The following is a 25,261-nucleotide window of genomic DNA, read 5'->3' on the forward strand; positions in this document are numbered from 1 at the left end:
ATGACCCAGGATCTGAAAACCGGCGGCGCGCAAGGATATTTGCGCATCGCCACCGAGGAAGCCTTTGCCACCCAGGAACAGGTCGATGCCTATCTGCGCATGATCCGCGATGGCGAGGCGGACATGGGGCTAGTCTCGCTTTGGGGGTTTTACGCCCAATCGCCGTCGGAGCGCGCGGTGCAGATCATGGAGCGCCTGCTCGACCTGGGCGAGCGGCGCATTGCCGACATGGATGCGACCGGCATCGACAAGGCGATCCTGGCGCTGACCTCGCCCGGGGTGCAGCCGCTGACCAACCTCGACGAAGCCAAGGCGATTGCCACCCGCGCCAACGATCGGCTGGCGAGCGCCTGTGAAGCCTATCCCGACCGCTTCATCGGGCTTGGCACCGTGGCCCCGCAGGACCCGGAATGGTCTGCCCGTGAAATCCATCGCGGCGCCAAGGAACTGGGCTTCAAGGGCATCCAGATCAACAGCCACACGCAAGGGCGCTATCTCGACGAGGAATTCTTCGATCCGATCTTCCGTGCCCTGGTCGAGGTGGACCAGCCGCTTTATATCCATCCCTGCACGCCCCCCGATGCGATGATCGGGCCGATGCTGGAGGCAGGCCTGGATGGCGCCATCTTTGGCTTTGGCGTGGAAACCGGCATGCACCTGCTGCGGCTCATCACGATCGGCATCTTTGACAAGTATCCCAGCTTGCAGATCATGGTCGGCCATATGGGCGAGGCGCTGCCCTATTGGCTCTATCGCCTTGATTTCATGCACCAGGCCGGCGTGCGGTCACAGCGCTATGCCCGGATGAAGCCGCTCAAGAAGACCATTGCCGAATACCTGCGCTCCAACGTGCTGGTGACCAATTCCGGCATGGCGTGGGAGCCGGCGATCAAGTTCTGCCAGGAGGTGATGGGCGCGGACCGCGTGATGTATGCGATGGACTATCCCTATCAGTATGTGGCCGATGAAGTGCGCGCGATGGACGCGATGGACATCACGCCCGAAACGAAGAAGAAGTTCTTCCAGACCAACGCGGAACGCTGGTTCAAGCTGTAATCTTGTCGATCACGCAGGCCGAAGGAGAATGAGCATGTACGCTGTTGCGGGTGCATCGGGCCAACTGGGGCGTCTGGTGCTGGCTGAACTGGTGGCCAAGGTGGGCGCTGGCAATGTCGTGGCGCTGGCGCGCGATCCGGCCAAGCTGGAAGGCAGCGGCGTGGCCGTGCGCGTGGCCGATTACGACAAGCCCGAAACGCTGGCGCCGGCGCTGTCCGGGGTGGAGCGGCTGCTGCTGATCTCGGGCAATGCCGTGGGCGCACGCGTGCCGCAGCACGCCGCCGTGATCGACGCGGCCAAGGCGGCCCGCGTCGGCCTGATCGCCTATACCTCGATCCTCCATGCCGACACCTCGACCATCGGCCTGGCGCAGGAGCATCGCGAGACCGAGGCGCTGCTGCGCGCCAGCGGCGTGCCTTTCGTGCTGCTGCGCAATGGCTGGTACAACGAAAACTACACCGGCGCCCTGGCGCCGGCGATTGCCCACGGCGCCATTCTGGGCGCGGCCGGGCAGGGCCGCATCGCCAGCGCCACCCGGGCCGATTATGCCGCGGCTGCGGCCCAGGCGCTGATCGGCGCCAAGGGCGGCGAAGTCTATGAATTGGCGGGCGATACCGCCTTTACCATGGCGGAATTCGCGGCCGAAGTGGCGCGGCAGGCGGGCAAGCCGGTGGCCTATGTCGATATGTCCAAGGCCGATTATGCCGCCGCGCTCGAAGGGGTGGGATTGCCTGGCTTCCTGGCGCAGATGCTGGCCAATTCCAGCTTTGAATCGAGCAAGGACCAACTGTTTGACGACAGCCGCACGTTGAGCGCGCTGATCGGCCGGCCCACCACACCGATCGCCCAGACCATCGCTGCGGCATTGGCCTGAGCATGACAGAGAGCAATAGCGCAGCCGGCCCATCGCGCACGATCGCGCGCGGGGGCTGGTATGCCCTGGTGCTGGTGGCGCTGACCAATGCGATGAGCCTGCTCGATCGCCAGATCCTGGCGATCCTGGCCCCGGCGATCAAGCACGACCTGGGCGTGGGCGATGCCGAGATGGGGCTGCTCTATGGCACTGTCTTTGCGCTGTTCTATGCCTTGTTCTCGCTGCCGGTAGGGCGCCTGGCCGATGGCTGGACGCGCACCCGGCTGCTGGGCATCAGCCTGGTGCTGTGGTCGGCGGCGACCGGGCTGGGGGGCCTGGCCACCAGTTTTGGCCTGCTGGCGCTGTCTAGGCTGGGCGTGGGCATTGGCGAGGCGGCTACCCAGCCGGCGGGCACGTCGCTGATCTATGATTTCTGGCCCAAGCACCGGCGCGGTTTCGTCATGGCGGTGATGGCCTCGGCGATTGCGCTGGGGCTGGGCGGCTCGTTGATTCTGGGTGGCGTTGCCGCGCAAGCCTGGACCGAGCATTGGGCGGGGGGCAGCGCGCCGCTCGGCCTCAAAGGCTGGCAGTTTGCGTTTCTGGTGGCGGCGGCGCCTGGTTTCGTCCTTGCCGCATTCGTCGGCACCATGAAGGAACCGGCACGCGGGGCGATGGATGGCATACCCGCGCCGGTCGATCCGCATCCGTTTCGCGCCAGTATCGCGCTGCTCGGTGGGGTGACGCCGGGGTTGCACTGGATCGCCATGGCGCTGCGCCGCGCCAAGGCTGCGGCTTTTGCCACCAACCTGGCGGCGCTGGCCGGGATCGCGGCGGTCATGGCCGTGCTGGCGGTGATCTGCCGGGGCCTGTCGGCCCGGCCGCCGCTGCCGCTGGGGCCGATCACGGTCGATGCGCATAGCCTGCAATGGGGCGTGATCGGTTTTGGCCTGTTCGTGCTGGTCAACCTGATGCAGCGCATGCGCGCCGATGATGCCCAGGCCTTTCGCGTGATTGCCGGATCGCCCACGCTGATCATGGCGATCGCGGTGGGCACACTGCAATCGGCGATCAACTATGGGATGATGGCGTTCAACCCCAGCTTCCTGATCAAGACCTATCACCTTTCGATGAAGGACACCGCGCTGCAGTTCGGGCTGCTGTCAGCGGCGATGGGCATTGTCGGCCCGCTGATCTGGGGGCCGCTGGCCGATCTGCTGCACCGCCGCCTGCCGTCTTCGGGCCGGGCGCTGGTCGCGCTGTTTGCCATGGGGGTTTCGCCGCTGCTGTCGTTCTGGACGTACCTTTCGCCCGATCCGACCACGTTCTATTGGCACTTTGCGATCTACAGCCTGGTGCTGACCGGGTGGATGCCACCGCTCTATGCCATCATGTATGACCAGGTGCTGCCGCGCATGCGGGGGATCACCGCCAGCCTCTATCTGCTGACGATGACCATCGTGGGCATGGGTATCGGCCCCTATGCCGTGGGCCTGATTTCCGATGCCACGGGCAACCTGACCCACGCCATGCTGACGATGAATGCCGTGGCCATTCCCATCGTGGTCTTGATGCTGCTGATCGCACGGCGCAGCGCGCGGGACGAGGCCGGGTTGCGCGCGCGGGCGTGAGGGGGGCGGCGTTGTGACAGGCTTCGTACCACCCCCCGACCCCCTCCTCTTCAGAGGAGGGGGTCGGGGGGTGGTGGAAACCACAAGCAACCTTACAGAACGCGCCACACCCACAGCTTGATGCCCAGGGGATAGCGCGCGCCGCTGCATACGAAGATCGAGCGGTTCATCCATTCATACTTGCCCACCGGCGCGATGAATTCGGGCACGGTGCGGAAATAGTATTCGGCCGGATCGACTTCCTCGCCGGCGGCAAGCCGGGCCATGACATCGGGCGGGCCGTGGCGCAGGCCCTTGTTGCGGATCTGGATCAGCACGCCATCGTCGGTTTCGATCGCATAGAGCGCATCGGCCACGGTTACCCCGTCGGCGCGGGTGAGCTGCCAATCGGCGGAATTGCCGACCAGTTGTCCCTGGATCAGCGGCCCTTCAACCCGCCCGCCGCCGACGATGGGAATGATGCGGCGGGCGCCGTCATAGGTCTGGCCGATCTGGCGCGGCGGCTCCAGATCGCCGCTCGCCTCATAGACGAATTCCAGTTCGGGCTTGATCATGCATGCTCTCCCATCGGCCAGATCGTTATGCGTCATAGCATGGCGCGGTCATGCCGCCAGGCCGATGTCGGCCGCATCGGCCCAGTTGCCGTGCAGGCCAAAGCGCAGGCGAATGGGGATGTGCACGGTGGCAAGCGGCCCCTGGGCGATCGCCTGCGCATCGAAGATCAACAGGTCGCTGCGGGCCTCTTCCAGGCGGTTGCACACCTGCACGATCCAGCCATCGCCTTCGGGCGCGTCCTTGCTGCGCGGGATGAAGCACGGCTCTTGCAGGCTGCTGACCGGGCCGCACCACCAGTGCTGCTCTTCGCCTGTGGCAAAGTTCTTGTGGAACAGGCAATTCATCAACAGCCCGCCGGCGCTGCCGCCGCGCAGCTCGACCGGGCGCTGCATGTCCATTTCCAGGAACCAGCCGTGGTGCGTATGCTGCCCGGCAAAGCGATCGTCGATGCGCGGAAATTCGCAGGCAGTGTTCGACAGGCGCTTGATCGCGGTAAAGGCATCGCCGTTGCTGGCCATGTCCACCACCCAATCGGTGGGATAGCTCATCGCTTCGCGTCCGTTGAACGGGGCGCCGTGCACATCGGGGAAGAACGGGAACATGTTGTTCTTCGCCTCGCAGGTGACGAAGTGGATCTTGCTGCCCTCTTGCCAGGCGTTGAGCACGTGGCTGGCAAAGCAGTTGTCACGCGTGAACCAGCGAATGTCTTCCTGGGTCACGCCGTCGCGACGCGGGATCACGCCCAGGTGAACGGGCTTGGTGGTGTCAAAGCCGAAGTGCGGCAGGCCCGCCTCCAGCCGCTCCCAACTGCCGATCGAGGGCACGATGTGCAGCAGCAGATAGTCCTGCGTGATGCCGAAGTCGTGCATCATGCAGTAATAGGGCACCTTGAACCACACCTCGCGCACCAGTTCGCCGGTCGGGCTTACTTCCATGTAGGTCACGTCATCGGTGCACAGGCCGCTGGCGGCATAGCCGATCGCCACCATGTTGCCGGTGGCCGGATCGACCTTGGGATGGGCGGTAAAGGTTTGGCCGGTCATGCGGCCACCGAACTTTTCAAAGCCGATGGTTTCCATGCTGGCCGGGTCCATCAGCAGGGCGGGGCTGTCTTCCTTCATTGCCCACAGCTTGCCGGCGTGGATGAAGGCATTGGTATTGGCGGTGGAGCGGATCTGCCCTTGCACGCTCTCGTCATCGGTCAGCGGGTTGCGATAGGCGCCGAACAGGCCCTTGCCGGCGGCCTTTTCCAGTTTCCACTTGTCGGTGTGGGCCCAGCGCTGGCGGAAATCCACCTGCCCATCGTGGATGTGGAACCGGGTGATCATGCCATCGCCGTTGAAGGCAATATCGTCACCCAGGCGCGGGGGGAATTGCGGGTCTGGCTGAACGCGGTAAAACGCCCCGTTCAGTTCGCGGGGAATTTCCCCATCGTGGGCCAGGTCGGCAATGTCGGCCTCGACCCGCGACGGGGTGTTGAAGCCGGTAAAGCTGGGCGAGGCGGGAAAGTGAGACACTGGCATCCTCCTGCTAGTTTTGTATGGTTGGCTAACAATTGCGCTTATCTGATGCGCAAGGCAATGGGGAGCAGGCATTGATCAAGGACAAGTTTGCCGATGTGGTGACCCCGCCACCGGGCGAAGAGGCCGATATCGGCGAAATCAACGGCATCCTGGGCTTTCATATCCGCCTGGCCCATGGCGCCTGCCTGCGCCATTTTACCGAGACCTTCACCGAGCTGGACCTGACGCAGAAGCAGGTTTCGGTGCTGTGGCTGGTCGACGATCACCCCGGCATTGCCCAGACCGACCTGGCCCAGCGCCTGCGGATGGACCGCGCCACCACCATGGCGATCATCAACCGCCTTCAGGCCAAGCACTATCTGCGGCGCGACCGATCGGCCGAGGACGGGCGCAAGCAGGCGCTGTTCCTGGAACCTGAAGGCCAGGCCATGCTCTCGCGCGCCAAGTTCGCGATTGGCGAGCATGAGGCCTGGGTGAAGCGCCACTTTTCCGACAAGGAAGTGAAACTGTTGCTGGAATTGCTGGCGCGCATTCACGAGTAGCCAGATCGCTCCGGCATGTTATAAACCATAGCAATAACGCGTCAGCCGGGCGCGGACGGGAGAGATACGATGTTGCACGATCCGCGCGAGGTGATTCGCCAATCCCCGATGGGAACGCGGCAGTGGATCGCCGTGGCGCTGATGATCGCCCTCAATGCGCTCGACGGGTTCGACGTGCTGTCGAGCGCCTTTGCCGCGCCGGGCATTTCCAAGGAATGGGGCATCGGGCGCGATGCGCTGGGCGTGGTCCTGTCGATGGAACTGATCGGGATGGGCTTTGGGTCGATCCTGCTGGGCGGCGCGGCAGACCGGTTCGGCCGGCGTCCCACCGTATTGGGCTGCCTGGTGGTGATGGCCGTGGGCATGGGCCTGGCGACCACTGCGGCCAATCCCTATTCGCTGGGGGTGTGGCGCCTGCTGACCGGCCTCGGCATCGGCGGCATGCTGGCGGCGATCAACGCGGTCACGGCCGAAATCTGCAGCAACAAGGGCCGCAGCCTGGCGATGTCGTTGATGGTGATCGGCTATCCCATCGGCGCCACGGTGGGTGGCACGATCGCGGCGCTGCTGCTGAAAAGCGGCGATTGGCGCGTGGTATTCGAATTCGGCGCCATCGCCACGCTGGTGTTCATTCCGCTGGTGTTCTTCCTGGTGCCGGAAACTCCGGCCTGGTTCCTGGTCAGCCGCCCGGCCGATGCCCTGGCGCGGGCCAACCGCTCGCTCGCCGCGCTACGCCTGCCGGCAGCGCAGGCACTGCCGCCGGTGGAAACCGGTGCGCCGCGGGCCAGCCTGCTCGATATCCTGCGGCCCGGCCTGGTCGGCACCACGCTGCTGCTGACGCTGGGCTATTCGCTGCATTGCATCACGTTCTACTACATCCTCAAGTGGAGCCCCAAGATCGTGGCCGATTTCGGCTATACCCAGCCGCAGGCTGCCAGCGTGCTGGTGTGGGCCAACATCGGTGGTGCGATCGGTGGCGGGATGTTCGGCTTCCTGATGCACCGCTTTGGCATCAAGTGGCCCACGATCGCCATGCTGGTGGCCGGCACCGTGGCGGTGTCGCTGTTCGGGCTGGGGGCGCAGAGCCTGGCCGGTTGGCGCCTGGCGGTGTTCTTCACCGGGTTCACTACCAATGCCGCGATCGTCGGGTTCTATTCCGCCTTTGCCCATGGCTTTCCGGCCAAGGTGCGCGCCACCGGCACTGGCTTTGCCATCGGTGCGGGCCGCATCGGTGCGGCCGGTTCGCCGATCCTGGCGGGCGAGTTGTTCCACACCGCCGGCCTGCCGCTGCTGACCGTGTCGGTCATCATGGCGTTGGGGTCGCTCGGCGCGGCCGCGACGCTGCTGGCGCTGCGGCTGCGCGCGGCGGATTGATGGGAGTGAGCGCGCGGGCGTGGCACCTTGGGTGCCGCGCCTGCCGCGTTCAGCGCAGAAGGCCGGGCGCCAAAAGGGTGAGGATCTTCACGTCCACCGCCATGCCTTCGGCCCGGCGCGCGGCGATATAGTCGGCCATGCCATCCAGCGGCACGTGGTGCACAGTGATGCCTTCGCCTTCCACGCCGCCACCGGCCGAAACACGCGCCAGGCCATGGGCGCGGAACAGGGTGAAGCTTTCCGAGACCATGCCGGGGCTGGACCAGAACTCGCCCAGCGGTTCCATGCGCGTGGCGCGATAGCCGGTTTCCTCTTCTAGTTCACGCAGGGCGGCCAAGCCAGCATCTTCGCCGGCGCTGCTGTCATCGTCGCCGATCAGGCCGGCGGGCAATTCGATGCACGGGCGGCCCAGCGGCACGCGGAACTGTTCGACCAGGATAACCTCGCGCGCGTCGGTGATCGCCAGGATCACGGCGGCGCGAATGTTGCGCGCCCGGCCGACATATTCCCAGCGGCCGCGCGTCTTGGCGGTGATGAAGCGGCCTTCCCAGCGGGTTTCTTCGGGATTGTCGCGGTATTCGTCTTCGAGACTCATAGCAGGATAGGTCCGTCGGGCAGTTCATTGTGATCGTGCGCCCGCGCCGGGGAAGCTTGGCGCAGCACGGCGCCGATCTGGGCGAGGGCGGCCTCCATGCCTTCGGCGAGGTTCCCTTCGCGCAAGGGGCCGAGCAGCGCGGCCATCGCCTCGCCCCAGACATCGGGGCTGACGCGATCGGCGATGGCGCTGTCGGCAATGATTTCGGCCTTGCGTTCGGCCAGCGAGACATAGAGCACCACGCCGGTGCGCCCTGTGGTGCGGCTTTCCGCGCTCAGGCGGAAGGCAGTCAGCGCGCGGGCATGGACCCGTGCCCGCTTGATCGGCGTCGGGGTGAGCCACAGGCGCAAGGCGCGCCATTGCAGCAGCGCCAGCATGGCGGTGAACTTGAGCAGGGCCACGCTCAGCGCCAGGCCGAAATAGGCGCGCGCGGTCCATTCCGTGGCCCACAGGCCCAGCACGCGATCGACCAGCGCGACATAGAATGCCGGCGCCGTTTCCAGCGCGGCGAGGGCGAGGAACGCGATGAACACCGCCCAAGCCAGCGCAACGTCGGCATAGGGATCGGACGCCGGCGTGATCACCGGGACGATCTCGCCCGCGGTTTCGGCCTCGGCCCGGGCCACGGCTGCGGCAATGCGGGCCTGTTCCGCCTCGGTCAGGATCATGTCACCAACTCCCCGAGGCGCCACCGCCGCCAAAGCTGCCACCGCCGCCGGAAAATCCGCCGCCACCGCCCCAGTCGGAGCCGCCGCCCCCGCCACCACCGCTCCAGCCACCGCTGGGGAAGATGAACACGCCCGGCCCACCACCGCCATAGCGGCGACCGCCGCCGCGCATGGCGCGGATGAACGGCAGGACGAAGAACAGGCCGAAGATCACCAGGAATACCACGGTGCCGGCATCGAAATGCGGTTCGCGCGCCTGTTTCTGCGCCTGCTCGGCCTTCGCCGCTACCTGGCGGGCCTGGTCTTCGGGCAGCTTGAGCTGGGCGATCAATTGATCGGTGGCGGCGTTGATGCCACCGGCATAATCGCCGGCCTTGAAGCGGGGCACGATCTCGCGCTGGATGATAATTTCAGACAAGGCATCGGTCAGGATACCCTCCAGGCCATAGCCGACCTCGATCCGCACCTTGCGCTCTTTGGGAGCAACCAGCAGAATCGCGCCGTCGTTGCGCTGCTTGTCGCCCAGACCCCAGGTGCGGCCCAGGCGATAGCCATAGTCCTCTATCTCGTACCCTTGAAGATCGGGCACGGTGGCCACCACCAGTTGGCGCTGCGATTGCTGTTCCAGCGCGGCCAGCTTGGCATCGAGGGCCTGGACCTGCTGCGGGTTGAGCAGATGGGCATCATCCACCACGCGCCCGGTGAGTTGCGGGAACGTCTGCGCCCAGGCTGGCGTGGCGAAGATCGCCAGCACCAGCAGGGCAAGGGCGGCCAGCCGCTGCGCCGCGCTCTGTTTCATCGGCTTAATTGAAATTGACCTTGGGCGCGGTATCGGCGCCCGGCGTCGTCGCCTGGAACGGCACCATCGGCTTGGCACCATAGATCACCTTGGCCCCGATCACTGCCGGGAACGTGCGGATCGTGGTGTTGTAGGACTGTACCGCGTCGTTGTAATCGCGGCGGGCCACGGCGATACGGTTTTCCGTACCTTCCAGTTGGCTTTGCAGGGCCAGGAAGTTTTCGTTCGACTTGAGGTCGGGATAGGCTTCGACATTGGCCATCAGCCGGCCCAGGCCCTGCGACAGCTGGCCCTGGGCGTTCTGGTAGGCGGCCACCTTGGCCGGATCGGTAAGATCGGCGGCGGTGATCTGGACCGAGGTGGCCTTGGCGCGGGCCTCGGTCACCTTGACCAGGGTATCCTGTTCCTGCTTGGCATAGCCTTTCACCGTGGCGACCAGGTTGGGCACCAGATCGGCGCGGCGCTGGTACTGGTTCTGCACTTCGGCCCATTTGGCCTTGGCGTTTTCCTCGGCCGTGGGGATCGTGTTGACGCCGCAGCCGGCAAGGCTGCCGGCCGCCACGGCGACCAAGGCAAAGCGGGGCAGGAAGCGGTTGAAAGCGCGGGACATGGATCGATCCTCGTTGCAGATGCGCAAGAGACATAGCGCGGCATGGTTGCGGATCAAGGGCAGTGCCTTGTCGTTGATCGAACTGTAAACGATTTGCCTGCGCGCTTGCCGCCGGCTGGCGGTGGTGGCAATCATTTGCGATTGTGTGGTTAAGAAGGGGAAATGCGCCGTGGCCATTCTCGAAGAGTTCAAGACGTTCATCGCGCGTGGCAACGTGCTCGACCTGGCGGTCGGTGTGATCATCGGCGGTGCCTTTGGCAAGATCGTCACCTCCCTCACCGAAAGCGTGATCATGCCAGTGGTCGGCTATGTCACGGGCGGGGTCGATTTCACCAAGTATTTCGTGCGGCTGGGGCCGATCCCCGCAACGTTCAAGGGCGATGTCGGCAACTATGCCCAGCTCAAGGCGGCGGGCGTGCCGATGATCGGCTATGGCGATTTCATCACCCAGGCGGTGAATTTCCTGATCGTGGCGTTCATCATCTTCCTGATCGTGAAGGCCGCCAATTCGCTGATCCGCAAGGAAGAAGCCAAGCCCGCCGCGCCCAAGGGGCCGAGCGAGGTGGACCTGCTGATCGAGATCAGGGACGCGCTCAAGGCGAAGGACTGACGCTGGCTGGCGCGCGCCATCTCATGCTCCCCTCCTCTTCAGAGGAGGGGCTGGGGGTGGTGCGAAGCCTTGCGCTATCTTTCCACCACCCCCCGACCCCCTCCTCTGAAGAGGATGGGGAGAGAATGCGGCCGATCCTGGCGCGATTTTTTGCACAGGCTGCGCCGGGCACAGCACCCCCTTCCCAACGCCGCAGGAATCCCTATATGGGGTCGTGCCGGGTTTGACCCGGCTATGGCGATAAACTGCGGCGTGCAATAGACGCAGCGGACCCGGGGGCGGTACCCGGCGGCTCCACCACCTCTCTCGTTCCGGCTTTTTGGGCCAGGCGGGAAAGATGACGGGGCCGAACTAGGATCGACGTGTGTTGAAAAGCGTTGTTTTCGCCCGGGCTGAGTAACCCGTTCAAGGCTCAAAACCAACAAGTGCCAACGACAACGAAGCACTTGCTCTCGCCGCGTAACCTGACGGCCTAACGGCCTGATCTTACAAAGCGAAAGCGCGGCTGGACACGCCGGTCAACAGAAGTGATACCAGCGGCCCGGGGGGTGCCGGGCAACAGAAATCCCCCCACCTCTTTCCGTTTTCCAGCGTTCAGCGGCAGCCCCGCACCGGCTTCAGGCCGGCACGCTTTCGGCTGTGCATTCGGCGGCCGCTTCGCTTTCCTGCCGACGCGCCTGGCTGACCACCCGCGCCTTTTCGCGCCAGCCGGGCCGGGCATAGGCGATCGCCGCCATGGCCACGGCCGCGAGCGAGCCAACCGGGAAGGCGAGCCACAGCGCATCGGCCCCGAGCGAGGGATAGGCGAAGGAATAGAACCCCAGCCGCGCCGGGAACATGGCGATGGCCAGCACAATCAGTGGCGCAATCACCACGCCGCCCGCGCGCATCGTGCCGAACAGCATGATCGTCATCCCGAACAGGATGTAGCTCCAGCTGGCGAGCAACTGGATATGGCGCGCCATGTCTACCGCGGGGCTGGTCGAGCCCAGGAACAGCACCAGGACCGGGCGGTCGAACGCCAGCAGCAGCGCGGTCATCAGGCCGGTGACGGCGAAATTGAGGATCAGGCCAGCGCGCGTGATCCGACCCAGCCGATCGATCAGGCCGGCGCCGATCGCCTGCGCGGCCATGGCGCTGAGCGCGGCGGAAATGGCCATGGCCGGCATCTGCAGATAGGTCCACACCTGCAGCGAGGCGCCATAGGCGGCGCTGACGATCGAGCCTTCGCGGTTGACCAGGCCGAGCATGATGATGCCCGCGCCCGACACGATCAGCATTTGCGCGCCCATCGGCAGGCCCTTGGTGACAATGTAGCGCAGCTCGTCCATGCGCGGCACCAGATAGCCCAGTTCCGCCCCGCGCAGGCGCAGCGGCAGGTTGCGGGCATAGGCATAGATCACCAGCACCAGCATCGAGACATAGGACGAGATCGCCGTGGCCAGCGCCGAACCGGCGATGCCGAGCGCCGGGATCGGCCCCAAGCCGGCGATGAACACCGGGTTGAGCCCGCAATCGAGCACCACCGACACGATCATGAAATAGAGACTGGTCTTGGCGTCGCCCGCGCCGCGCAGGCCCATCGAGATCATCACCGAGATCATCGTTGCCGGCAGCGCCACGAAGATCACGCGCAGATAGGCCAGGGCAAAGCCGAAGATATCGGCCGGGGTCGACATGATGCGCAGCAGCGCCGGGGCGGAGATCCAGCCCACGGTGGCCACGATCATCGCCAGCCCCACGCAAAAGCCCACGGCCGTGCCGAACGTGCGCCGCGCGGCATCGACATTGCCCGCACCGAACGACTGGCCGACCTTGACCGTGGCGGCCATGCCGAACCCGAACACGGCAGCAAAGACCAGGAACATCACCACGTTGGCATTGGCCGTGGCCGCAAGCGCCGAATCGCCCAGCAGGCGCCCGACCCAGATCGCGTTGATCGACCCGTTGAGCGATTGCAGGATATTGCCCACCAGTGTGGGCATCGAAAACAGCAGCAGCGTTTTCAGGATCGGCCCACGCGTGAGATCGCGCGCGCCGGGCCCGCCGGGGGCGGTGTTGCCTTGCGGTCTGGCCATGTGCCTTATTCCTTGCCGCGCAGAGCAGCCAGGGCGGCGAACGGCCCGCTGGCCTCGTCGCCGGCCAGGTTGTGTTCCGCCCGGGCCTTGTCGGCCAGGGGGCCTTCGGCAAAGGGATCGATCGCCAGCGCGAGGCTTTGCGCCACCGCTTCGCCCAGGTCGAACGTCAGCCCGGTATAGGGGATTTCGTCGCAATCGTCGGCAGACAGCTCGATCTCTTCATCCGGTTCGGCCGCGATCTGTGTTTCGGGCACGAAGCGCAGGTGCAGCGGCTCGTCGATCTTGACCGGGAAATCCTCGCCGGAAATCGCGCAGGCCTGGATGATCGCGGCGGTCAGGCGGCCATCGGCGCGCACCACCGGGCCATCGGCGATCAGCTTGACCTGCACTCGCGCAGCATCGATTGCGGTAATGCCAAAGCGCCCGGCCAGACGCCGGCGCGCATCGGCATCGGGTTCCAGCACCAGGGGCGCGTCGCCGATCTGGCGCAGATCGACGATGTAGGAGTATTCGGGGGTATCGCTCATCGTCCAATCTCCGCAGCCAGGACCCGGTCTGCCGGCGCCAGCGCCAGGCCGGCGGCAAAGGCGCGTGCACGGCGGGCAAGGGGCAGGGGGTCTGTGCCCTCGGTCAATGTCATGTTGCGGGCAAGCGCGGCGGCAAAGGCGTCTTCACCCGCTTCCAGCCCGTCGCGATAGGCGCCCAGGCGACCGCCCAGCGTGCTCATCAGCTTGCCCACATGCTTGCCAACCACCAGATCGCCCACGCCGCTTTCGCGCAGCTGGCCGTCCATGTCTTCCACGAAGAGTTCGGTCAACCACACCGATGCCGGGATCAGCCCAGGATCGCGTTCCATGCGCACCAGTACGATGCTGAGCACCAGGGTGATCATGTCGAACCGCCCGGCCACGGTATCGGCCACGCCGCAATCGGCATACCATTCCTTTTCGCGCGCGATTTCCACCACGCGGTGCCACAGCGGGCGGGCGGCATCGCGATCATCGCGGGTCTGGCCCAGCAGACGGGCAAGAAGGGACATGGGGCGGGCATCCTTTGCAAGCGTGGTGGCAGCGCCAGGGCGCGGCCAATTTCAACCGGACGGCGCAAACCGGCACGCCGCCATTGCGGACAACCCGTTTCGCCCCTAAGGCTTGCGCGGATATAGGGCGCTGTGGCGCGAAGGCAAAGTGTGCCTTTGTGCGTGGTGCCAGTGGGGATCGGGCCCATCAGACAGCCCGCATGTCCCGCAAGGGTCGAATTTGGAGTGATCGAATGCGCGAGAATCGGATGGCCCTGAACGGTGCGGCGCGGGTGGCAAAGGCGACGGCGCTGGCTGGTCTGGTCGTGCTGGTCAGCGGCTGCGCCAGTATCCGCGACCATCGCGGGTTCCAGATGGACAAGGCGCTGACCGATTCGGTGCAGCCGGGCGTGGACAACCGCCTGTCGGTGGAACGCGCGCTGGGCCAGGCCACGTTCAAGAGCCAGTTCGGCCCGCAGAGCTGGTACTACGTGTCGATCGATACCCGCCAGAAGCCGTTCAAGCGCCCGCGCACCAGCAGCGAGCAGGTGCTCAAGGTCAATTTCGATCCCGCCGGCAACGTCAGCACGATCGACCGCGTCACGTTGACCCGCGTGCCCACGATCCATCCGGTGCGCGAAGCGACGCCGACGCTGGGCCGCAACCGCAGCTTCTTCCAGGATCTGTTCGGCAATATCGGCTCGGTCGGCGCCATGCCGGGCGGCACCACCGGCCAGGGCCGTGGCCCCGCCGGCTCGGGCCCGAACGGCAGCTGAGCCAGGGCGGCGGCTTGAAAGCCATGCCGGCGATCCCATATCGCCGGCATGGACGATAGCAAGGCGAGCCACGGCCTGGTCCAGTGGCACGGCACCACGATCATCGGGGTGAAGAAGAACGGCCGTACCGTGATTGCGGGTGACGGCCAGGTTTCCATGGGCAACACGGTGATGAAGCCGAATGCGCGCAAGGTGCGGCGCATCGGCGATGGATCGGTGATCGCCGGCTTTGCCGGAGCCACGGCCGATGCCTTTACCCTGTTCGAGCGGCTGGAGCGCAAGCTGGAGCAGCATCGCGGCCAGCTGATGCGCGCGGCGGTGGAACTGGCCAAGGACTGGCGCACCGACAAATACCTGCGCAATCTCGAAGCACTGATGATCGTGGCCGATGCCAGCACGCTGCTGGTCTTGACCGGCAACGGCGATGTGCTGGAACCCGAAGGCGGGATTACCGCGATCGGATCGGGTGGCAACTATGCCCTGGCCGCCGCGCGGGCGGTGGATGCCTATGAAGACGATCCCGAAAAGATTGCCCGCCGCGCCATGCAGGTGGCGGCCGAAATCTGCGTGTTCACCAATGACCGCGTGACGCTGGAAGAAATCTGATGCTCGACAGTCTAACCCCCAAGGCCATCGTCCGCGCGCTGGACGAACATATCGTTGGCCAGGCCGATGCCAAGCGCGCCGTCGCCGTGGCCCTGCGCAACCGCTGGCGCCGGCAGCGCCTCTCGCCCGATCTGCGCGACGAGGTGAGCCCCAAGAACATCCTGATGATCGGGCCGACCGGCTGCGGCAAGACCGAGATCAGCCGCCGTCTGGCCCGCCTGGCCGATGCGCCGTTCGTGAAAGTGGAAGCGACCAAGTTCACCGAAGTGGGCTATGTCGGCCGCGACGTCGAGCAGATCGCCCGCGACCTGGCCGAAGAAGCGATCCGCCTGGAAAAGGACCGCCGCCGCGAAGCCGTACGCGAGGCGGCCAGCAAGGCAGCGATGGACCGCCTGCTCAAGGCCCTGGTGGGCGATGGTGCCAGCGAAGCGACGCGCGAAAGCTTTCGCCAACGCCTGAGCGAAGGCGCGATGAACGACGTGGAAGTGGAAATCGAGGTGGAGGATGCCCCCGCCGCCCCGATGGAAATTCCAGGGCTTGGCGGCAACGTTGGCATGATCAACCTGTCGGACATGATGGGCAAGGCGTTTGGCCGCCAGCCTTTGAAGCGCCGCAAGATGCGCGTGGCCGATGCCTGGGACAAGCTGGTGGACGAAGAGTCCGAAAAGCGCATGGACCAGGATGACGTGGCTCGGGTGGCGCTGCAGAACGCGGAAACCAACGGCATCGTGTTCATCGACGAGATCGACAAGATCGCCGTGTCGGACGTGCGCGGTGGCAGTGTCAGCCGCGAAGGCGTGCAGCGCGATCTGCTGCCGCTGATCGAGGGCACGACGGTTGCCACCAAGTATGGCCCGATGAAGACCGACCATGTGCTGTTCATCGCCTCGGGCGCGTTTCACGTGGCCAAGCCTTCGGACATGCTGCCCGAATTGCAGGGGCGCCTGCCGATCCGCGTGGAACTGAAGGCGCTGAGCGAGGATGACTTTGTGCGCATCCTGGCTGAAACCCGCGCCAACCTGGTGGAACAGTATCGTGCCTTGCTCGGCACGGAGCAGGTCACGCTGGACTTCACGCCCGAAGCGGTGCGCGCGATTGCCCGCACCGCCGCGCAAGTGAACGAGAGCGTGGAGAACATCGGCGCCCGGCGGCTGCAGACGGTGATGGAAAAGCTGCTGGAAGAAGTGAGCTTTGACGCCGAGGATCGCGTCGGCACCACGGTGACGGTGGATGAGGCCTATGTCGCCGATCGCCTGGCGGGCCTAGCCGGTAATGCGGATCTGTCGAAGTATATCCTGTAACGGCGTGGGGGCGGTGGGTTAGTGACCCGCCGCCCCAGCTTCGTTTTTCACCAGCGTGTCGGGGCCGCCGAACACCCGCAACGGATGGCGCAGGGCCAGGAGCAGGACGCCGGCAATCGCCGGGATCGCTGCCGTCACCAGCCAGAACACCGGCGGGCTGACCTGGGTGTACCATCCGCCCATCGGCCCGCTGATCAGGCTGGCCACGGCCACCGAAAGCATTTCCACCCCGATCAGCGTCCCGCGCCAGCGTTCCGGCGCGCGGGTGGCGAAATAGGCGTGCATCACCGGGGCAAAGAACATCGCGCCCAGGTTCGACAGCAGGTGAAACGCCAATGGCAGCCAGATCGGCCCGCGCGTCGCCGTGGGCGACAGGGCAAGCAGAAGCGTGGAAGCGGCAAAGATCAGGCAGCCTGTGGCCAGCTTGGTCAGGCTGTCAGGCTCGGCCTTGCGCGTGGCCTGCCAGCGCCACAGCAGGATGAGCAGCGGCGCTTCGACCGCCGGGGCCAGCCCATCGAGCGATTGTAGCCAGGGGATCGGCACGGCAAACGTGCCCACGGTCATGGCGATATGGTCGCGCACCCACAGGCTGTAGACGTTCCACACCTGCGCCTGCGCGGTCCAGAATGCGACGCTGAACGGCCAGACCATGGCGAGCAGCCAGACATTGCGCTTTTCCGGCCCGGTGAGCGGCACCGCCGGGCCGGAAAAGCGCGGCGGCACCTGCGGCGGCAGGTGGCGCGATCCGGCCAGATACCAGATCAGGCCGGCCAGCATGCCCCCGCCCGCCACGGCAAACCCGGCATGCCAGCCATAGTACTTGGCCATCGTGCCGCTGGCGATTGGGGCAATGAACGCACCGACATTGATGCAGAACGTATAGACCTGGAAGGCATCGCCCAGCCGCCGGTCGCCCGCTGCATAGAGCGCGCGGATCTGCGGCATCAGGTTGCCGCGCAGCAGGCCGGCACCGATCACCAGCAGGACCAGCGCCACCAGGAACGTGGCATCGAACGCCATGGCGAAATGCCCGGCCGTCATCGTCAGGGCGCCCAGGCTGACCGCAGCACGGCGGGTCATCACCTTGTCACCGATCCAGCCGCCGACCAGCGGCAGGAACGTGATCGCCGAGAAATAGAGCGCGAAAGTCTGCGTGGCGAGTTGCGTCACGCTCATCGGGCCGAACACATGCTCCAATCCGGCGCGATAGCTGGCAAAGCCGACGACATGCTCCACCCGTCCGGGCAGCAGCAGTTCGCCGGTCATGTAGAGCACCAGCATGGCGACCATGCCATGCCAGGAAATGCGGTCCCACAACTCTGTGCCGGCCAGCACCCACAGCCCGCGCGGGTGATCGAGCCAGTTGCGCCTTGCGGTCTCGGGAGAAGGGATGGCGTCGGGACTGGCGATGGGTTCCATGGCCGCCGGTGGTGCCGCCAAACACGCGGGCTGGCAAGCGGCGGCGGCCATGGTAAAACCCGGCCATGCATGAAACGCCCGACAACCGCCCGATCTATCGCCTGCTCACCGGCAAGGACGACCGCGCCTTTTGCGAGCGCGTGTCAGAGGCCCTGTCCCAGGGCTGGCGCCTCTATGGCTCACCGTCGATGACCTATGACGGCGGCATGGACTGCATCAAGGTGGCGCAGGCCGTGGTGTGGCACGGGGCCGATGTGGTGAAGTGACGGATTCGCTTGAGGTAAAAGAAAACTTTGTAAAATCAGCTCTATACTCCCCTCCTCTTTAGAGGAGGGGCTGGGGGTGGTGAGAAGCCTTGCGCTGCGCATCCACCACCCCCAGACCCCCTCCTCTGAAGAGGAGGGGGAGAAAAGAGCCTTACTCTGCCGCCTCGCCCAGTTCCTCGCTTTCGGCGGCCTGGCGCGCCCACATTTCGGCGTAGAGCCCGGCGCGGCGCAGCAGATCGGCGTGGCTGCCCTGTTCGGCCAGGCGGCCCTGGTCGATCACCAGGATCGTGTCGCTATCGGCGATGGTCGACAGGCGGTGTGCGATCGACAGCGTGGTGCGATTGGTGGCTACGTCGCGCAGCGTGCCGAGGATATCCTGTTCGGTGCGGGTATCGAGCGCGCTGGTCGCTTCATCGAACAGCAGGATCGGCGGGTTTTTCACCAGCGTGCGGGCAATCGCCACGCGCTGCTTTTCCCCGCCTGACAGCTTGAGCCCGCGTTCGCCCACCTCGGTATCCAGCCCCTGGGGCAGGCGGGCGATGAAATCGCCGATCGCCGCACCGCGCGCCGCTGCGGCCACATCATCGGGCGTGGCGCCTTCGCGGCCATAGGCGATGTTGTAACCGATGGTATCGTTGAACAGCACCGAATCCTGCGGCACGATGCCGATCGCCGCGCGCAAGCTGGCCTGCGTGACCGTGGCGATATCCTGCCCATCGATCAGGATGCGGCCCGACAGCGGATCGTAAAAGCGGAACAGCAGGCGGCCGATAGTGGACTTGCCCGCGCCCGAAGGCCCGACGATGGCCACGCGGCTGCCGGCCGGAACTTCGAACGAGAGGCCATGCAGGATGGTGCGATCGGGATCATAGCCGAACACGACATTGTCGAACGTGAGCGATGGCCGGCGCACGACCAGTGCCGGGGCGCCGGGCTTGTCGGCCACTTCCACGTCGGTATCGATCAGTCGGAACATCTCGGCCATGTCGATCAGCCCCTGGCGGATCGTGCGATAGACCATGCCCAGCATGTCGAGCGGGCGGAACAGCTGCGTCAGGTAGGTCTGCACGAACACCAGCTGGCCAGCGGTGAACTGGCCATGCCACCAGCCCCACACGGTGTAGGCCAGCGCACCGGCCATTAGCAGGTTGACCACCAGCGCCTGCGCGATGTTGAGCAGGCCAAGGCTGTTTTCGCTGGCAACGGCCGCATCGGCATAGGCGCGCGCGGCCTGGCCATAGCGGGCTTCCTCGCGCTTTTCGGCGCCGAAATACTTGACCGTTTCGTAGTTGAGCAGCGAATCCACCGCGCGCGACAGCGCCTGCCCATCGAGCCGGTTCATCCGCTCGCGCAAGTGGCTGCGCCATTCGGTGATCGTGCGCGTGACCCAGATATAGGCCGCCACCGCCACGGCCGTTGCTGCCACCAGCCCCCAGCCAAAGGTGATCCAGAAGATCACCGCGACAACGATCAGTTGCAGGATTGTGGGGGCGATGTTGAACAGCATGAAATAGAGCATCGTATCGATGCTCTTGGTGCCGCGCTCGATCGTCTTGGTCACCTCGCCGGTGCGGCGTGCCAGGTGAAAGCGCAGCGACAGGCGGTGCAACTGGGCAAAGACATGCTCTGCCAGCGAACGCGTGGCATCCTGGCCCACGCGTTCGAATACGATGTTGCGCAGGTTGTCGAACGCCACCCCGGCAAAGCGCCCGGCGGCATAGCCCAGCACCGTCCACATGGCCAACATGCCCAGGCGCGGCCCGGACGTGTTCATGGCGTCGACCGCCCATTTCAGCAGATAGGGCAGGTAAAGCTGCACCCCGGTGGAGGCGAGGATGAACACGCACGCCACCACGATGCGCCAGCGCAGGCCGGGATTATCGGCCGGCCAGAGATAGGGAAGAAAGCGCTTGAGCGTGTGCCAGCCATCGTGACGGGCACCGGGGGCATTTGGTTTTTCGGGCGGCATCGCCTTCACATAGGCATTTTGCCGGCAGATGCCACCTGCTGTTTGCCAGCAATCAGCGCGCGGCCAGCGCCTGTGGCGCGGCTGGCGTGAAATCGAACATCACCCGGCGCCGGGCAAAATCGATCCCCACCTTCTGGAACGCGCTCAAATCGCGCATGCCCAGCAAAAGCGCGGGGCGGCGGCTAAGCTTGAGGTGGGCAAAGGCGGGGGCATCGGCAAACGCGAAGGTCAGGTTGCGGATATCCATGCCGCCGATCCGCATCACGCGCGCCTGGCCGACGTCGGCCGTGATGACCTGTCCGGTCACCGCGATCAGGCGGGCCTGTTGCTCGCCCTGCCGGCGGTTGAGCGCGCGCTGCAGGGCGCGGTTGCCGATCGAGGTATCCGATCCGGTATCGATCATCACATCGGTGCGCACGCCATCGACCATGGCTTCGGTCATGATCAACTGACCCGAACGGCGGCGCGCGGTAACGACGATGTCATAGCTGTCGGCATGCGGCGCATCGGGCGCGGCATTGCCGATCATCATGCGGTGCGCGGCAAAATCGATCGTCACGCGCTGGTCCTGCAGCCCATCGAGGCCGACAATGCCCTCAGCCTCCAGGTCGTGCCCGTCCACCAACGGTGCTTCCAGCCCGGAAAAGCGCCGGGTGCCAAGCGACATTTCGGCCACGGTGACCAGGTCCACGTCTTCCAGGCCAGCGACGCTCACCAGCGTGGCGCGGCCACTGGGCGCCAGGCCGAGCGCCTGTGCTGTCTGCCGCGTCAACACCGTGCGTTCTGCGCCGGTATCGACCATGAAGGCAAAGGGCCCGGCACTGCCGATCGTGACCGGCACGGTGAGTCGGGTGCGCGCATCCTGGCCGAGGTGGATTTCTTCCATCGGGGGTAGGCCATCGGCCGTGGCAGGTTTCGGTGCGGCAACCAGGGGCGCCGCAGTCAGCGGGGTGGTTTGCGCAGGTTGCGCGGACACCGGCAGGGCCGCCGCCATCAAGGCCAGCGGGCCCAGCGTGCCGGCAACCTTTTGGGCCAGCATCAACATCGTCAGGTTCCTCTCCGCCCAGCAGGTTACGCCTGGTTGGACGGCAGCGCCATTGCTATTTTCAACTGCGCAGGCCCGGATCGAACGGAAACGGGATATTCACCACCGTATCACGGCGAAACCGGTTGCTTTCGCCAAGGCAGCGCCGCGACGATTTCACCCAGCAGGCCCAGCACTTCGTCAAGCAGGGGGTGGCGCGTCAGCCGCATGACGACAAGCCAGCACAGGATGCCTGCTGCCACCATGGCAAAGACCTGGCCCAGCCCGCACGCGCCTGGCCCGGCCCATAGCGCATAGCTTGCCAGCAGCGGCGCCACCGCAGCCAGGGTGACTGCCAGGCTCTGGCCATAGATGCGCGCCAGACTCGACCAGGAAAAATCCAGCATCGCCCGCATGAACGGGGCATAGATCACCATCCAGATCAGCCCATGGACAAAGCGTGAGATCGCCACCGCCACCAGGCCAAACGGCGCGGCGGCAATGATCAGGCCCACCGACAGCACGGTTTCCACGATGTTGCGGTGGATCAGCCCGCGCTTGCGCCCCAGCAGCAGCGGCAGATCGGCATTGAGCGGCAGCGAGATATAGCACAGCTGTGCCAGCGCCACCCACAGCAGCAGTGGCGCGGCGGCCAGCCAGCGCTCGCCATAGAGCGCCTGGATCAGTGGCTGCGCCAGCGTGGCGATGCCGGCCATGGCCGGCCAGGTCACGCCGGTATAGGCGGCGACCACGCGCAGATAGGGCGGCCCCAGCGGATCGCCCTGGTCGCGCACCCGGCGGAACGCGGGATAGAACACGCCGGTCACCGCGCCCGCCACCAGCATGCGCAGTTGCAGGGCCAGGCCCGAAGCGCGCGCGAACAGCCCGACGGCGGTGTTGTCGATCAGCCGCCCGATCACCAGTTCGGGCGCCCGCGCGGTGATCGAATAGCAGGTGGACAGCACCGAATTGGTGCCGCCCAGTTCCAGCACCGGCCGTGCCCCCTTCAGCCGCAGCGGCCAGGGCACCATCACGCCGGCGCGCCACTGGCTCACCACCAGGCGCGCGCCCTGCTGGGCAAAGGCGCCCCAGGCCAGTGCCAGCGCGCCATGACCGAGCACCGCCAAAGTCACCGCCGTGGCGGCGTTGGCGATCGACGATCCCACCTCGATCATGGTGTTGGACTTGTAGTCCATGCGCCGCTGGCAGGTCGCCTGCGGCACGATCGACAAGGGCACCAAGAGATAGGACGATGCCACCACCAGCAGCACCGGCAGAAGCGCAGGATCGTTGTAGAACCGCGCCACCGGCACGGCGCTGGCAAGCGCCAGCAGTGCGATGCCCCAGGCAAAGACCACCGAGATGGTAAACGCGGTCTGCAGCTTTTCCGGCGTCAGGTCGCGCTCGCCATTGACATAGCGCGCCACCCCGAAGTCCTGCAGGAAGGCGACGATCGTGACCGCGGCAAAGGCGATCGAAAACAGCCCCAACTGCGCCGGCGTGATGAACCACCGGGCCAGAACAACGCTGGTGGCGAACTGAATCGCGAAAGAGGCGTATTGCGACACCAGCGCCCAGGCCGCCGCCGTGCGCACCGACATTTCGGGCGCCGGGCTGCCGGTGGCCGGATGGGGCCGCCGGGGCGTGTCGCGCTTCGCCGTCATGCTGCTTGCCGCGCCAGGGCGATCGCGGTCTGCACGGCACGCAGCGGATGCCCGGCTTTCAGCAGGCGGATCGCGGTGCGCCACAACCGTGCCCTGGGGGCGCCATCGGCGATATGGCCCAACAGCACGGGCCAGGCCTCGCCTGCCAGGCGCTCGGGCGCATAGAGCAAGCGATCGATCATCCGCTGCCGCACATAGGCGGCGCTGCCTGCGCCAAACAAGGTATCGAGTTCGCCCATCTCGGGTAGGGCGGAAAGCTCCGCGATCGGGTCGCTTCCGGTTCGCGCCCGCGCGCCATGCGCCAGCCAGGCAATCGCGGCATTGCGCGCCTGGGCCACGACATGGCGCGAACTCACCTGGCCGGGCGTGATGCGATAGGCCAGCAGGCACTCTGCCAGGTTGGCCATGCGCGTCTCGCTCGCCAGGCGCAGCCACAGGTCATAGTCTTCCGCGTGGATGAACACTTCGCGATAGCCGCCTGCCGCGCGCACCAGATCGGTGCGCACCATGACGGCGCTGTGGCACAGGATCGGCCCGTGCTCCAGCGCGGCCAGAATGGCGGCATGATCGTGCGGGCGCTGGATCGGCGGGTTCGGCGCCGGGGCGCCGGTCTCGTCGATGAACGTAGTCTCGCAAGCGACCAGCCCGTGGTCGGGATGCTCTGCCAGGAACGCCACCTGACGCGCCAGGCGTTCCGGCATGCAGATATCGTCGGCATCGAAGCGGGCGACCAGCGGGGCGCGGGCCTGCGCGAACAACTGGTTGAGGCTGCGCACCAGGCCCTGGCGCGGCATCGCGATCGGCCGCACGCGCGGATCGCGCGCAGCATAGGCCTGGGCAATCGCCAGGCTATCGTCGGTCGATCCATCATCCAGGATCAGGAATTCGAAATCGCCAAAGGTCTGCGCCAGCACGCTCTCGATCGCCGGGCCCAGGGTTTGCGCCGCGTTGTACACGCTGGTGGCCACGGTGACGGCCGGTGCGGAAGAGGGGGAGGCAGGAATGGCGGGCATCTTTGCAAAAGGAGTAGGGGATGGTGGGGCAAGCAGGCCGGGCATGGTCACTGCTCGCTATCGAGATAGCTGGGAGACGCTGCGCCGCGCGTGCCGCCACGGCGATGGGCGCGGCGGCGCCAGCGCAGCATAGGCGCGGCCAGCCCCGGCAGCCAGTGCCACAGCGCTAGGGCCAACTGCCACATCGGGCCACCCATATGGCCGTTCAGCCGCGTGCCGATCTGGCGCAGGTCCGCCAAGCCCGAACGCGCCTGGCCGGCGACGATGCGATCGATGGCTTCCTCGAATGCCAATGCATCGCGCGTGTCGTTCATCAAGCGCTCGACCGTGGCAATGTCCGGCGCGCCAGGCGGTAGGCTGGCGCGGGCCTTGCTCTGCACTTTCAAGCTTCCGCGCAGCAGGCGAAGCGCCTGGGCGGATGCGGAACCGGCGCGAACGCGGTATTCGCATAGCACCGCGTCGACATAATGCGCTTCGCCGCCCAGCGCCATGAGCCGCACCCACAGGTCGAGATCTTCGGCATGGGTCATGGTTTCGTCAAAGCCACCCACGGCCAGGCAATCGGCGCGGCGAAAGACCGAGCCGATATAGACATTGAACGAGCGGTCGAGCACGCCAAGCCAGGTGCCGCGCGTGCTCTGGAGGTGCTCCACGCAATAACGCTCTCCTGCCACGGCGCCGAACATGCGGGCATTGCAGGTGGCGAGGCGCAGGCCAGGATCGGCCTCCAGCAACGGCACCATGGTTGCGAGGTAAGCCGGTCGGAACAGGTCATCACCATCGAGCAGGGCAATCAGCGGCGCGGTACTGGCGGCAATCGCGGTGTTGCGCGCGGCCGAGACGCCGCGGTTTTCGGTGCGGCACAGGCGGATGCGCGGATCGGACCGGAACGGCGCGAGCGCACCGGCCACCGCCGGATCGCCATCATCCACCACGATCGCTTCCCACGCGGTCATGTCCTGGCGCTGCAGCGATGTCAGTGCCTCGCCCAGGAACGCCGCCACGCCAAAGCCCGGCAAGATCACGCTGACGCGCGCGGGCGTGCCATCAGGCGGAAGAGGCGGGGCGAGTGGGGCGACCATTGATGCGGGCTTATTCCGTGCGGGTTTAAGGATTGGCTTACAATGGCCCAAAGAATCAGGAGAATCACGGAATGTCGGCGCCATCTGGCCACAAGGGCAGGCTAACGCGATCGAGGGGCACCAACGTGCGTGAAAAAACGCGTTCTTTTCCAATGGGTTCCAAAGATTTTGAAACAAAATTGCAAAACGTCGTTGACGCCTGCGCTGCCCGTCCATATATGCCGCTTCACCG

General features: G+C 65.9%; 25 protein-coding genes and 1 other RNA gene. 11 read left to right on the forward strand and 15 right to left on the reverse strand.

What is annotated here, in order from left to right:
* Genes IP65_RS18980 through IP65_RS18990 form a run of 3 tightly spaced genes read left to right on the forward strand, consistent with a single transcriptional unit; the run spans position 1 to position 3,537 of the window.
* Complete coding sequence (locus IP65_RS18980) at positions 1-1,056, forward strand: amidohydrolase family protein (protein ID WP_022676910.1); 1,056 nt, start codon at positions 1-3, stop codon at positions 1,054-1,056.
* 34 nt (positions 1,057-1,090) lie between these two features.
* A complete protein-coding gene (locus tag IP65_RS18985) occupies positions 1,091-1,930 on the forward strand; it encodes an NAD(P)H-binding protein (RefSeq protein ID WP_054132671.1) in 840 nt (279 codons plus the stop codon).
* A 2-nt stretch (positions 1,931-1,932) separates the two neighbouring features.
* A complete protein-coding gene (locus IP65_RS18990) occupies positions 1,933-3,537 on the forward strand; it encodes an MFS transporter (protein WP_022676911.1) in 1,605 nt (534 codons plus the stop codon).
* Between the two features lie 92 nt (positions 3,538-3,629).
* On the opposite strand, the gene IP65_RS18995 is transcribed toward IP65_RS18990, so the two are convergent.
* Both IP65_RS18995 and IP65_RS19000 read right to left on the reverse strand, forming a co-directional pair.
* Positions 3,630-4,091, reverse strand: a complete 462-nt coding sequence (locus tag IP65_RS18995) for a DUF3237 domain-containing protein (protein WP_022676912.1) — start codon at positions 4,089-4,091, stop codon at positions 3,630-3,632.
* Between the two features lie 48 nt (positions 4,092-4,139).
* Positions 4,140-5,609: a carotenoid oxygenase family protein gene (locus IP65_RS19000; RefSeq protein ID WP_054132680.1), complete on the reverse strand. Its 1,470-nt coding sequence runs from the start codon at positions 5,607-5,609 to the stop codon at positions 4,140-4,142.
* A 77-nt stretch (positions 5,610-5,686) separates the two neighbouring features.
* Between IP65_RS19000 and IP65_RS19005 the strand changes: the two genes are divergently transcribed.
* Both IP65_RS19005 and IP65_RS19010 read left to right on the forward strand, forming a co-directional pair.
* The gene (locus IP65_RS19005) at positions 5,687-6,157 is read left to right on the forward strand and encodes a MarR family winged helix-turn-helix transcriptional regulator (protein ID WP_022676914.1); all 471 of its coding nucleotides are present in this window, start codon (positions 5,687-5,689) and stop codon (positions 6,155-6,157) included.
* 69 nt (positions 6,158-6,226) lie between these two features.
* On the forward strand, positions 6,227-7,531 hold the full coding sequence (locus IP65_RS19010) for an MFS transporter (protein WP_169041914.1): 1,305 nt from the start codon (positions 6,227-6,229) through the stop codon (positions 7,529-7,531).
* Between the two features lie 49 nt (positions 7,532-7,580).
* Here IP65_RS19010 and IP65_RS19015 read toward each other — a convergent pair whose 3' ends face one another.
* Genes IP65_RS19015 through IP65_RS19030 form a run of 4 tightly spaced genes read right to left on the reverse strand, consistent with a single transcriptional unit; the run spans position 7,581 to position 10,203 of the window.
* Positions 7,581-8,126 carry an NUDIX hydrolase gene (locus IP65_RS19015; RefSeq protein ID WP_022676915.1) on the reverse strand — a complete coding sequence of 182 codons (546 nt, stop codon included), beginning with the start codon at positions 8,124-8,126 and terminating at the stop codon, positions 7,581-7,583.
* Positions 8,123-8,794 (reverse strand): TPM domain-containing protein, encoded by a 672-nt coding sequence (locus IP65_RS19020; RefSeq protein ID WP_022676916.1) that lies wholly within the window; start codon positions 8,792-8,794, stop codon positions 8,123-8,125. The genes IP65_RS19015 and IP65_RS19020 overlap by 4 nt, the downstream gene beginning before the upstream one ends.
* 1 nt (position 8,795) lies before the next feature.
* A complete protein-coding gene (locus IP65_RS19025) occupies positions 8,796-9,593 on the reverse strand; it encodes a YgcG family protein (RefSeq protein WP_022676917.1) in 798 nt (265 codons plus the stop codon).
* Between the two features lie 4 nt (positions 9,594-9,597).
* Positions 9,598-10,203 carry a LemA family protein gene (locus IP65_RS19030; protein WP_043609664.1) on the reverse strand — a complete coding sequence of 202 codons (606 nt, stop codon included), beginning with the start codon at positions 10,201-10,203 and terminating at the stop codon, positions 9,598-9,600.
* 175 nt (positions 10,204-10,378) lie between these two features.
* On the opposite strand from IP65_RS19030, the gene mscL reads away from it, so the two are divergent.
* Both mscL and ssrA read left to right on the forward strand, forming a co-directional pair.
* Positions 10,379-10,813 carry a large conductance mechanosensitive channel protein MscL gene (gene mscL / locus IP65_RS19035; protein WP_171794979.1) on the forward strand — a complete coding sequence of 145 codons (435 nt, stop codon included), beginning with the start codon at positions 10,379-10,381 and terminating at the stop codon, positions 10,811-10,813.
* A 177-nt stretch (positions 10,814-10,990) separates the two neighbouring features.
* Positions 10,991-11,388, forward strand: a transfer-messenger RNA (tmRNA) gene (ssrA, locus tag IP65_RS21030).
* Positions 11,389-11,430: 42 nt separating this feature from the next.
* Here the strand turns inward: ssrA and IP65_RS19040 are convergent.
* Genes IP65_RS19040 through IP65_RS19050 form a run of 3 tightly spaced genes read right to left on the reverse strand, consistent with a single transcriptional unit; the run spans position 11,431 to position 13,930 of the window.
* On the reverse strand, positions 11,431-12,891 hold the full coding sequence (locus IP65_RS19040; RefSeq protein ID WP_022676920.1) for an MATE family efflux transporter: 1,461 nt from the start codon (positions 12,889-12,891) through the stop codon (positions 11,431-11,433).
* 5 nt (positions 12,892-12,896) lie between these two features.
* On the reverse strand, positions 12,897-13,418 hold the full coding sequence (locus IP65_RS19045) for a DUF177 domain-containing protein (RefSeq protein WP_022676921.1): 522 nt from the start codon (positions 13,416-13,418) through the stop codon (positions 12,897-12,899).
* A complete protein-coding gene (locus IP65_RS19050) occupies positions 13,415-13,930 on the reverse strand; it encodes a ubiquinol-cytochrome C chaperone family protein (protein WP_022676922.1) in 516 nt (171 codons plus the stop codon). The genes IP65_RS19045 and IP65_RS19050 overlap by 4 nt, the downstream gene beginning before the upstream one ends.
* A 233-nt stretch (positions 13,931-14,163) precedes the next feature.
* Between IP65_RS19050 and IP65_RS19055 the strand changes: the two genes are divergently transcribed.
* Genes IP65_RS19055 through hslU form a run of 3 tightly spaced genes read left to right on the forward strand, consistent with a single transcriptional unit; the run spans position 14,164 to position 16,592 of the window.
* Positions 14,164-14,685 (forward strand): outer membrane protein assembly factor BamE, encoded by a 522-nt coding sequence (locus IP65_RS19055; protein WP_054132673.1) that lies wholly within the window; start codon positions 14,164-14,166, stop codon positions 14,683-14,685.
* Positions 14,686-14,733: 48 nt separating this feature from the next.
* Positions 14,734-15,291, forward strand: a complete 558-nt coding sequence (hslV, locus tag IP65_RS19060; protein ID WP_022676924.1) for an ATP-dependent protease subunit HslV — start codon at positions 14,734-14,736, stop codon at positions 15,289-15,291.
* Positions 15,291-16,592: an ATP-dependent protease ATPase subunit HslU gene (gene hslU / locus IP65_RS19065; RefSeq protein WP_022676925.1), complete on the forward strand. Its 1,302-nt coding sequence runs from the start codon at positions 15,291-15,293 to the stop codon at positions 16,590-16,592. The genes hslV and hslU overlap by 1 nt, the downstream gene beginning before the upstream one ends.
* Before the next feature lie 18 nt (positions 16,593-16,610).
* On the opposite strand, the gene IP65_RS19070 is transcribed toward hslU, so the two are convergent.
* On the reverse strand, positions 16,611-18,011 hold the full coding sequence (locus tag IP65_RS19070) for a peptide MFS transporter (RefSeq protein WP_082350262.1): 1,401 nt from the start codon (positions 18,009-18,011) through the stop codon (positions 16,611-16,613).
* A gap of 65 nt (positions 18,012-18,076) precedes the next feature.
* On the opposite strand from IP65_RS19070, the gene IP65_RS19075 reads away from it, so the two are divergent.
* On the forward strand, positions 18,077-18,277 hold the full coding sequence (locus IP65_RS19075) for a DUF1737 domain-containing protein (protein ID WP_054132674.1): 201 nt from the start codon (positions 18,077-18,079) through the stop codon (positions 18,275-18,277).
* A 151-nt stretch (positions 18,278-18,428) separates the two neighbouring features.
* On the opposite strand, the gene IP65_RS19080 is transcribed toward IP65_RS19075, so the two are convergent.
* The 5 genes from IP65_RS19080 to IP65_RS19100 all read right to left on the reverse strand — a co-directional run bounded on the left by IP65_RS19080 (position 18,429) and on the right by IP65_RS19100 (position 25,029).
* Positions 18,429-20,246, reverse strand: coding sequence for an ABC transporter ATP-binding protein/permease (locus IP65_RS19080; RefSeq protein ID WP_054132681.1), 1,818 nt, complete (start codon positions 20,244-20,246; stop codon positions 18,429-18,431).
* A 52-nt stretch (positions 20,247-20,298) separates the two neighbouring features.
* The gene (locus tag IP65_RS19085) at positions 20,299-21,291 is read right to left on the reverse strand and encodes an aspartyl protease family protein (protein WP_231627800.1); all 993 of its coding nucleotides are present in this window, start codon (positions 21,289-21,291) and stop codon (positions 20,299-20,301) included.
* 110 nt (positions 21,292-21,401) lie between these two features.
* Positions 21,402-22,934: a lipopolysaccharide biosynthesis protein gene (locus IP65_RS19090; protein WP_054132675.1), complete on the reverse strand. Its 1,533-nt coding sequence runs from the start codon at positions 22,932-22,934 to the stop codon at positions 21,402-21,404.
* Positions 22,931-23,947: a glycosyltransferase family A protein gene (locus IP65_RS19095; RefSeq protein ID WP_054132676.1), complete on the reverse strand. Its 1,017-nt coding sequence runs from the start codon at positions 23,945-23,947 to the stop codon at positions 22,931-22,933. The genes IP65_RS19090 and IP65_RS19095 overlap by 4 nt, the downstream gene beginning before the upstream one ends.
* A gap of 47 nt (positions 23,948-23,994) precedes the next feature.
* Complete coding sequence (locus IP65_RS19100; RefSeq protein WP_054132677.1) at positions 23,995-25,029, reverse strand: glycosyltransferase family A protein; 1,035 nt, start codon at positions 25,027-25,029, stop codon at positions 23,995-23,997.
* Positions 25,030-25,261: the final 232 nt, after the last annotated feature.

This window comes from Novosphingobium sp. AAP1, assembly GCF_001295765.1.
In the GTDB taxonomy this organism is placed as follows: domain Bacteria; phylum Pseudomonadota; class Alphaproteobacteria; order Sphingomonadales; family Sphingomonadaceae; genus Novosphingobium; species Novosphingobium capsulatum.

Bases quoted from the DNA above. Each gene is read 5' to 3' on its own strand.
- IP65_RS19020 (WP_022676916.1), bottom strand. From the start codon at position 8,794: ATGATCCTGACCGAGGCGGAACAGGCCCGCATTGCCGCAGCCGTGGCC.
- IP65_RS18990 (WP_022676911.1), top strand. From the start codon at position 1,933: ATGACAGAGAGCAATAGCGCAGCCGGCCCATCGCGCACGATCGCGCGC.
- hslU (WP_022676925.1), top strand. From the start codon at position 15,291: ATGCTCGACAGTCTAACCCCCAAGGCCATCGTCCGCGCGCTGGACGAA.
- IP65_RS19075 (WP_054132674.1), top strand. From the start codon at position 18,077: ATGCATGAAACGCCCGACAACCGCCCGATCTATCGCCTGCTCACCGGC.
- IP65_RS18985 (WP_054132671.1), top strand. From the start codon at position 1,091: ATGTACGCTGTTGCGGGTGCATCGGGCCAACTGGGGCGTCTGGTGCTG.
- IP65_RS19045 (WP_022676921.1), bottom strand. From the start codon at position 13,418: ATGAGCGATACCCCCGAATACTCCTACATCGTCGATCTGCGCCAGATC.
- IP65_RS19100 (WP_054132677.1), bottom strand. From the start codon at position 25,029: ATGGTCGCCCCACTCGCCCCGCCTCTTCCGCCTGATGGCACGCCCGCG.
- IP65_RS19095 (WP_054132676.1), bottom strand. From the start codon at position 23,947: ATGCCCGCCATTCCTGCCTCCCCCTCTTCCGCACCGGCCGTCACCGTG.
- IP65_RS19085 (WP_231627800.1), bottom strand. From the start codon at position 21,291: ATGTTGATGCTGGCCCAAAAGGTTGCCGGCACGCTGGGCCCGCTGGCC.
- IP65_RS19070 (WP_082350262.1), bottom strand. From the start codon at position 18,011: ATGGAACCCATCGCCAGTCCCGACGCCATCCCTTCTCCCGAGACCGCA.
- IP65_RS19055 (WP_054132673.1), top strand. From the start codon at position 14,164: ATGCGCGAGAATCGGATGGCCCTGAACGGTGCGGCGCGGGTGGCAAAG.
- IP65_RS19010 (WP_169041914.1), top strand. From the start codon at position 6,227: ATGTTGCACGATCCGCGCGAGGTGATTCGCCAATCCCCGATGGGAACG.
- IP65_RS18980 (WP_022676910.1), top strand. From the start codon at position 1: ATGACCCAGGATCTGAAAACCGGCGGCGCGCAAGGATATTTGCGCATC.
- IP65_RS19080 (WP_054132681.1), bottom strand. From the start codon at position 20,246: ATGCCGCCCGAAAAACCAAATGCCCCCGGTGCCCGTCACGATGGCTGG.
- IP65_RS19025 (WP_022676917.1), bottom strand. From the start codon at position 9,593: ATGAAACAGAGCGCGGCGCAGCGGCTGGCCGCCCTTGCCCTGCTGGTG.
- IP65_RS19030 (WP_043609664.1), bottom strand. From the start codon at position 10,203: ATGTCCCGCGCTTTCAACCGCTTCCTGCCCCGCTTTGCCTTGGTCGCC.
- IP65_RS19040 (WP_022676920.1), bottom strand. From the start codon at position 12,891: ATGGCCAGACCGCAAGGCAACACCGCCCCCGGCGGGCCCGGCGCGCGC.
- IP65_RS19050 (WP_022676922.1), bottom strand. From the start codon at position 13,930: ATGTCCCTTCTTGCCCGTCTGCTGGGCCAGACCCGCGATGATCGCGAT.
- IP65_RS18995 (WP_022676912.1), bottom strand. From the start codon at position 4,091: ATGATCAAGCCCGAACTGGAATTCGTCTATGAGGCGAGCGGCGATCTG.
- IP65_RS19090 (WP_054132675.1), bottom strand. From the start codon at position 22,934: ATGACGGCGAAGCGCGACACGCCCCGGCGGCCCCATCCGGCCACCGGC.
- hslV (WP_022676924.1), top strand. From the start codon at position 14,734: ATGGACGATAGCAAGGCGAGCCACGGCCTGGTCCAGTGGCACGGCACC.
- IP65_RS19015 (WP_022676915.1), bottom strand. From the start codon at position 8,126: ATGAGTCTCGAAGACGAATACCGCGACAATCCCGAAGAAACCCGCTGG.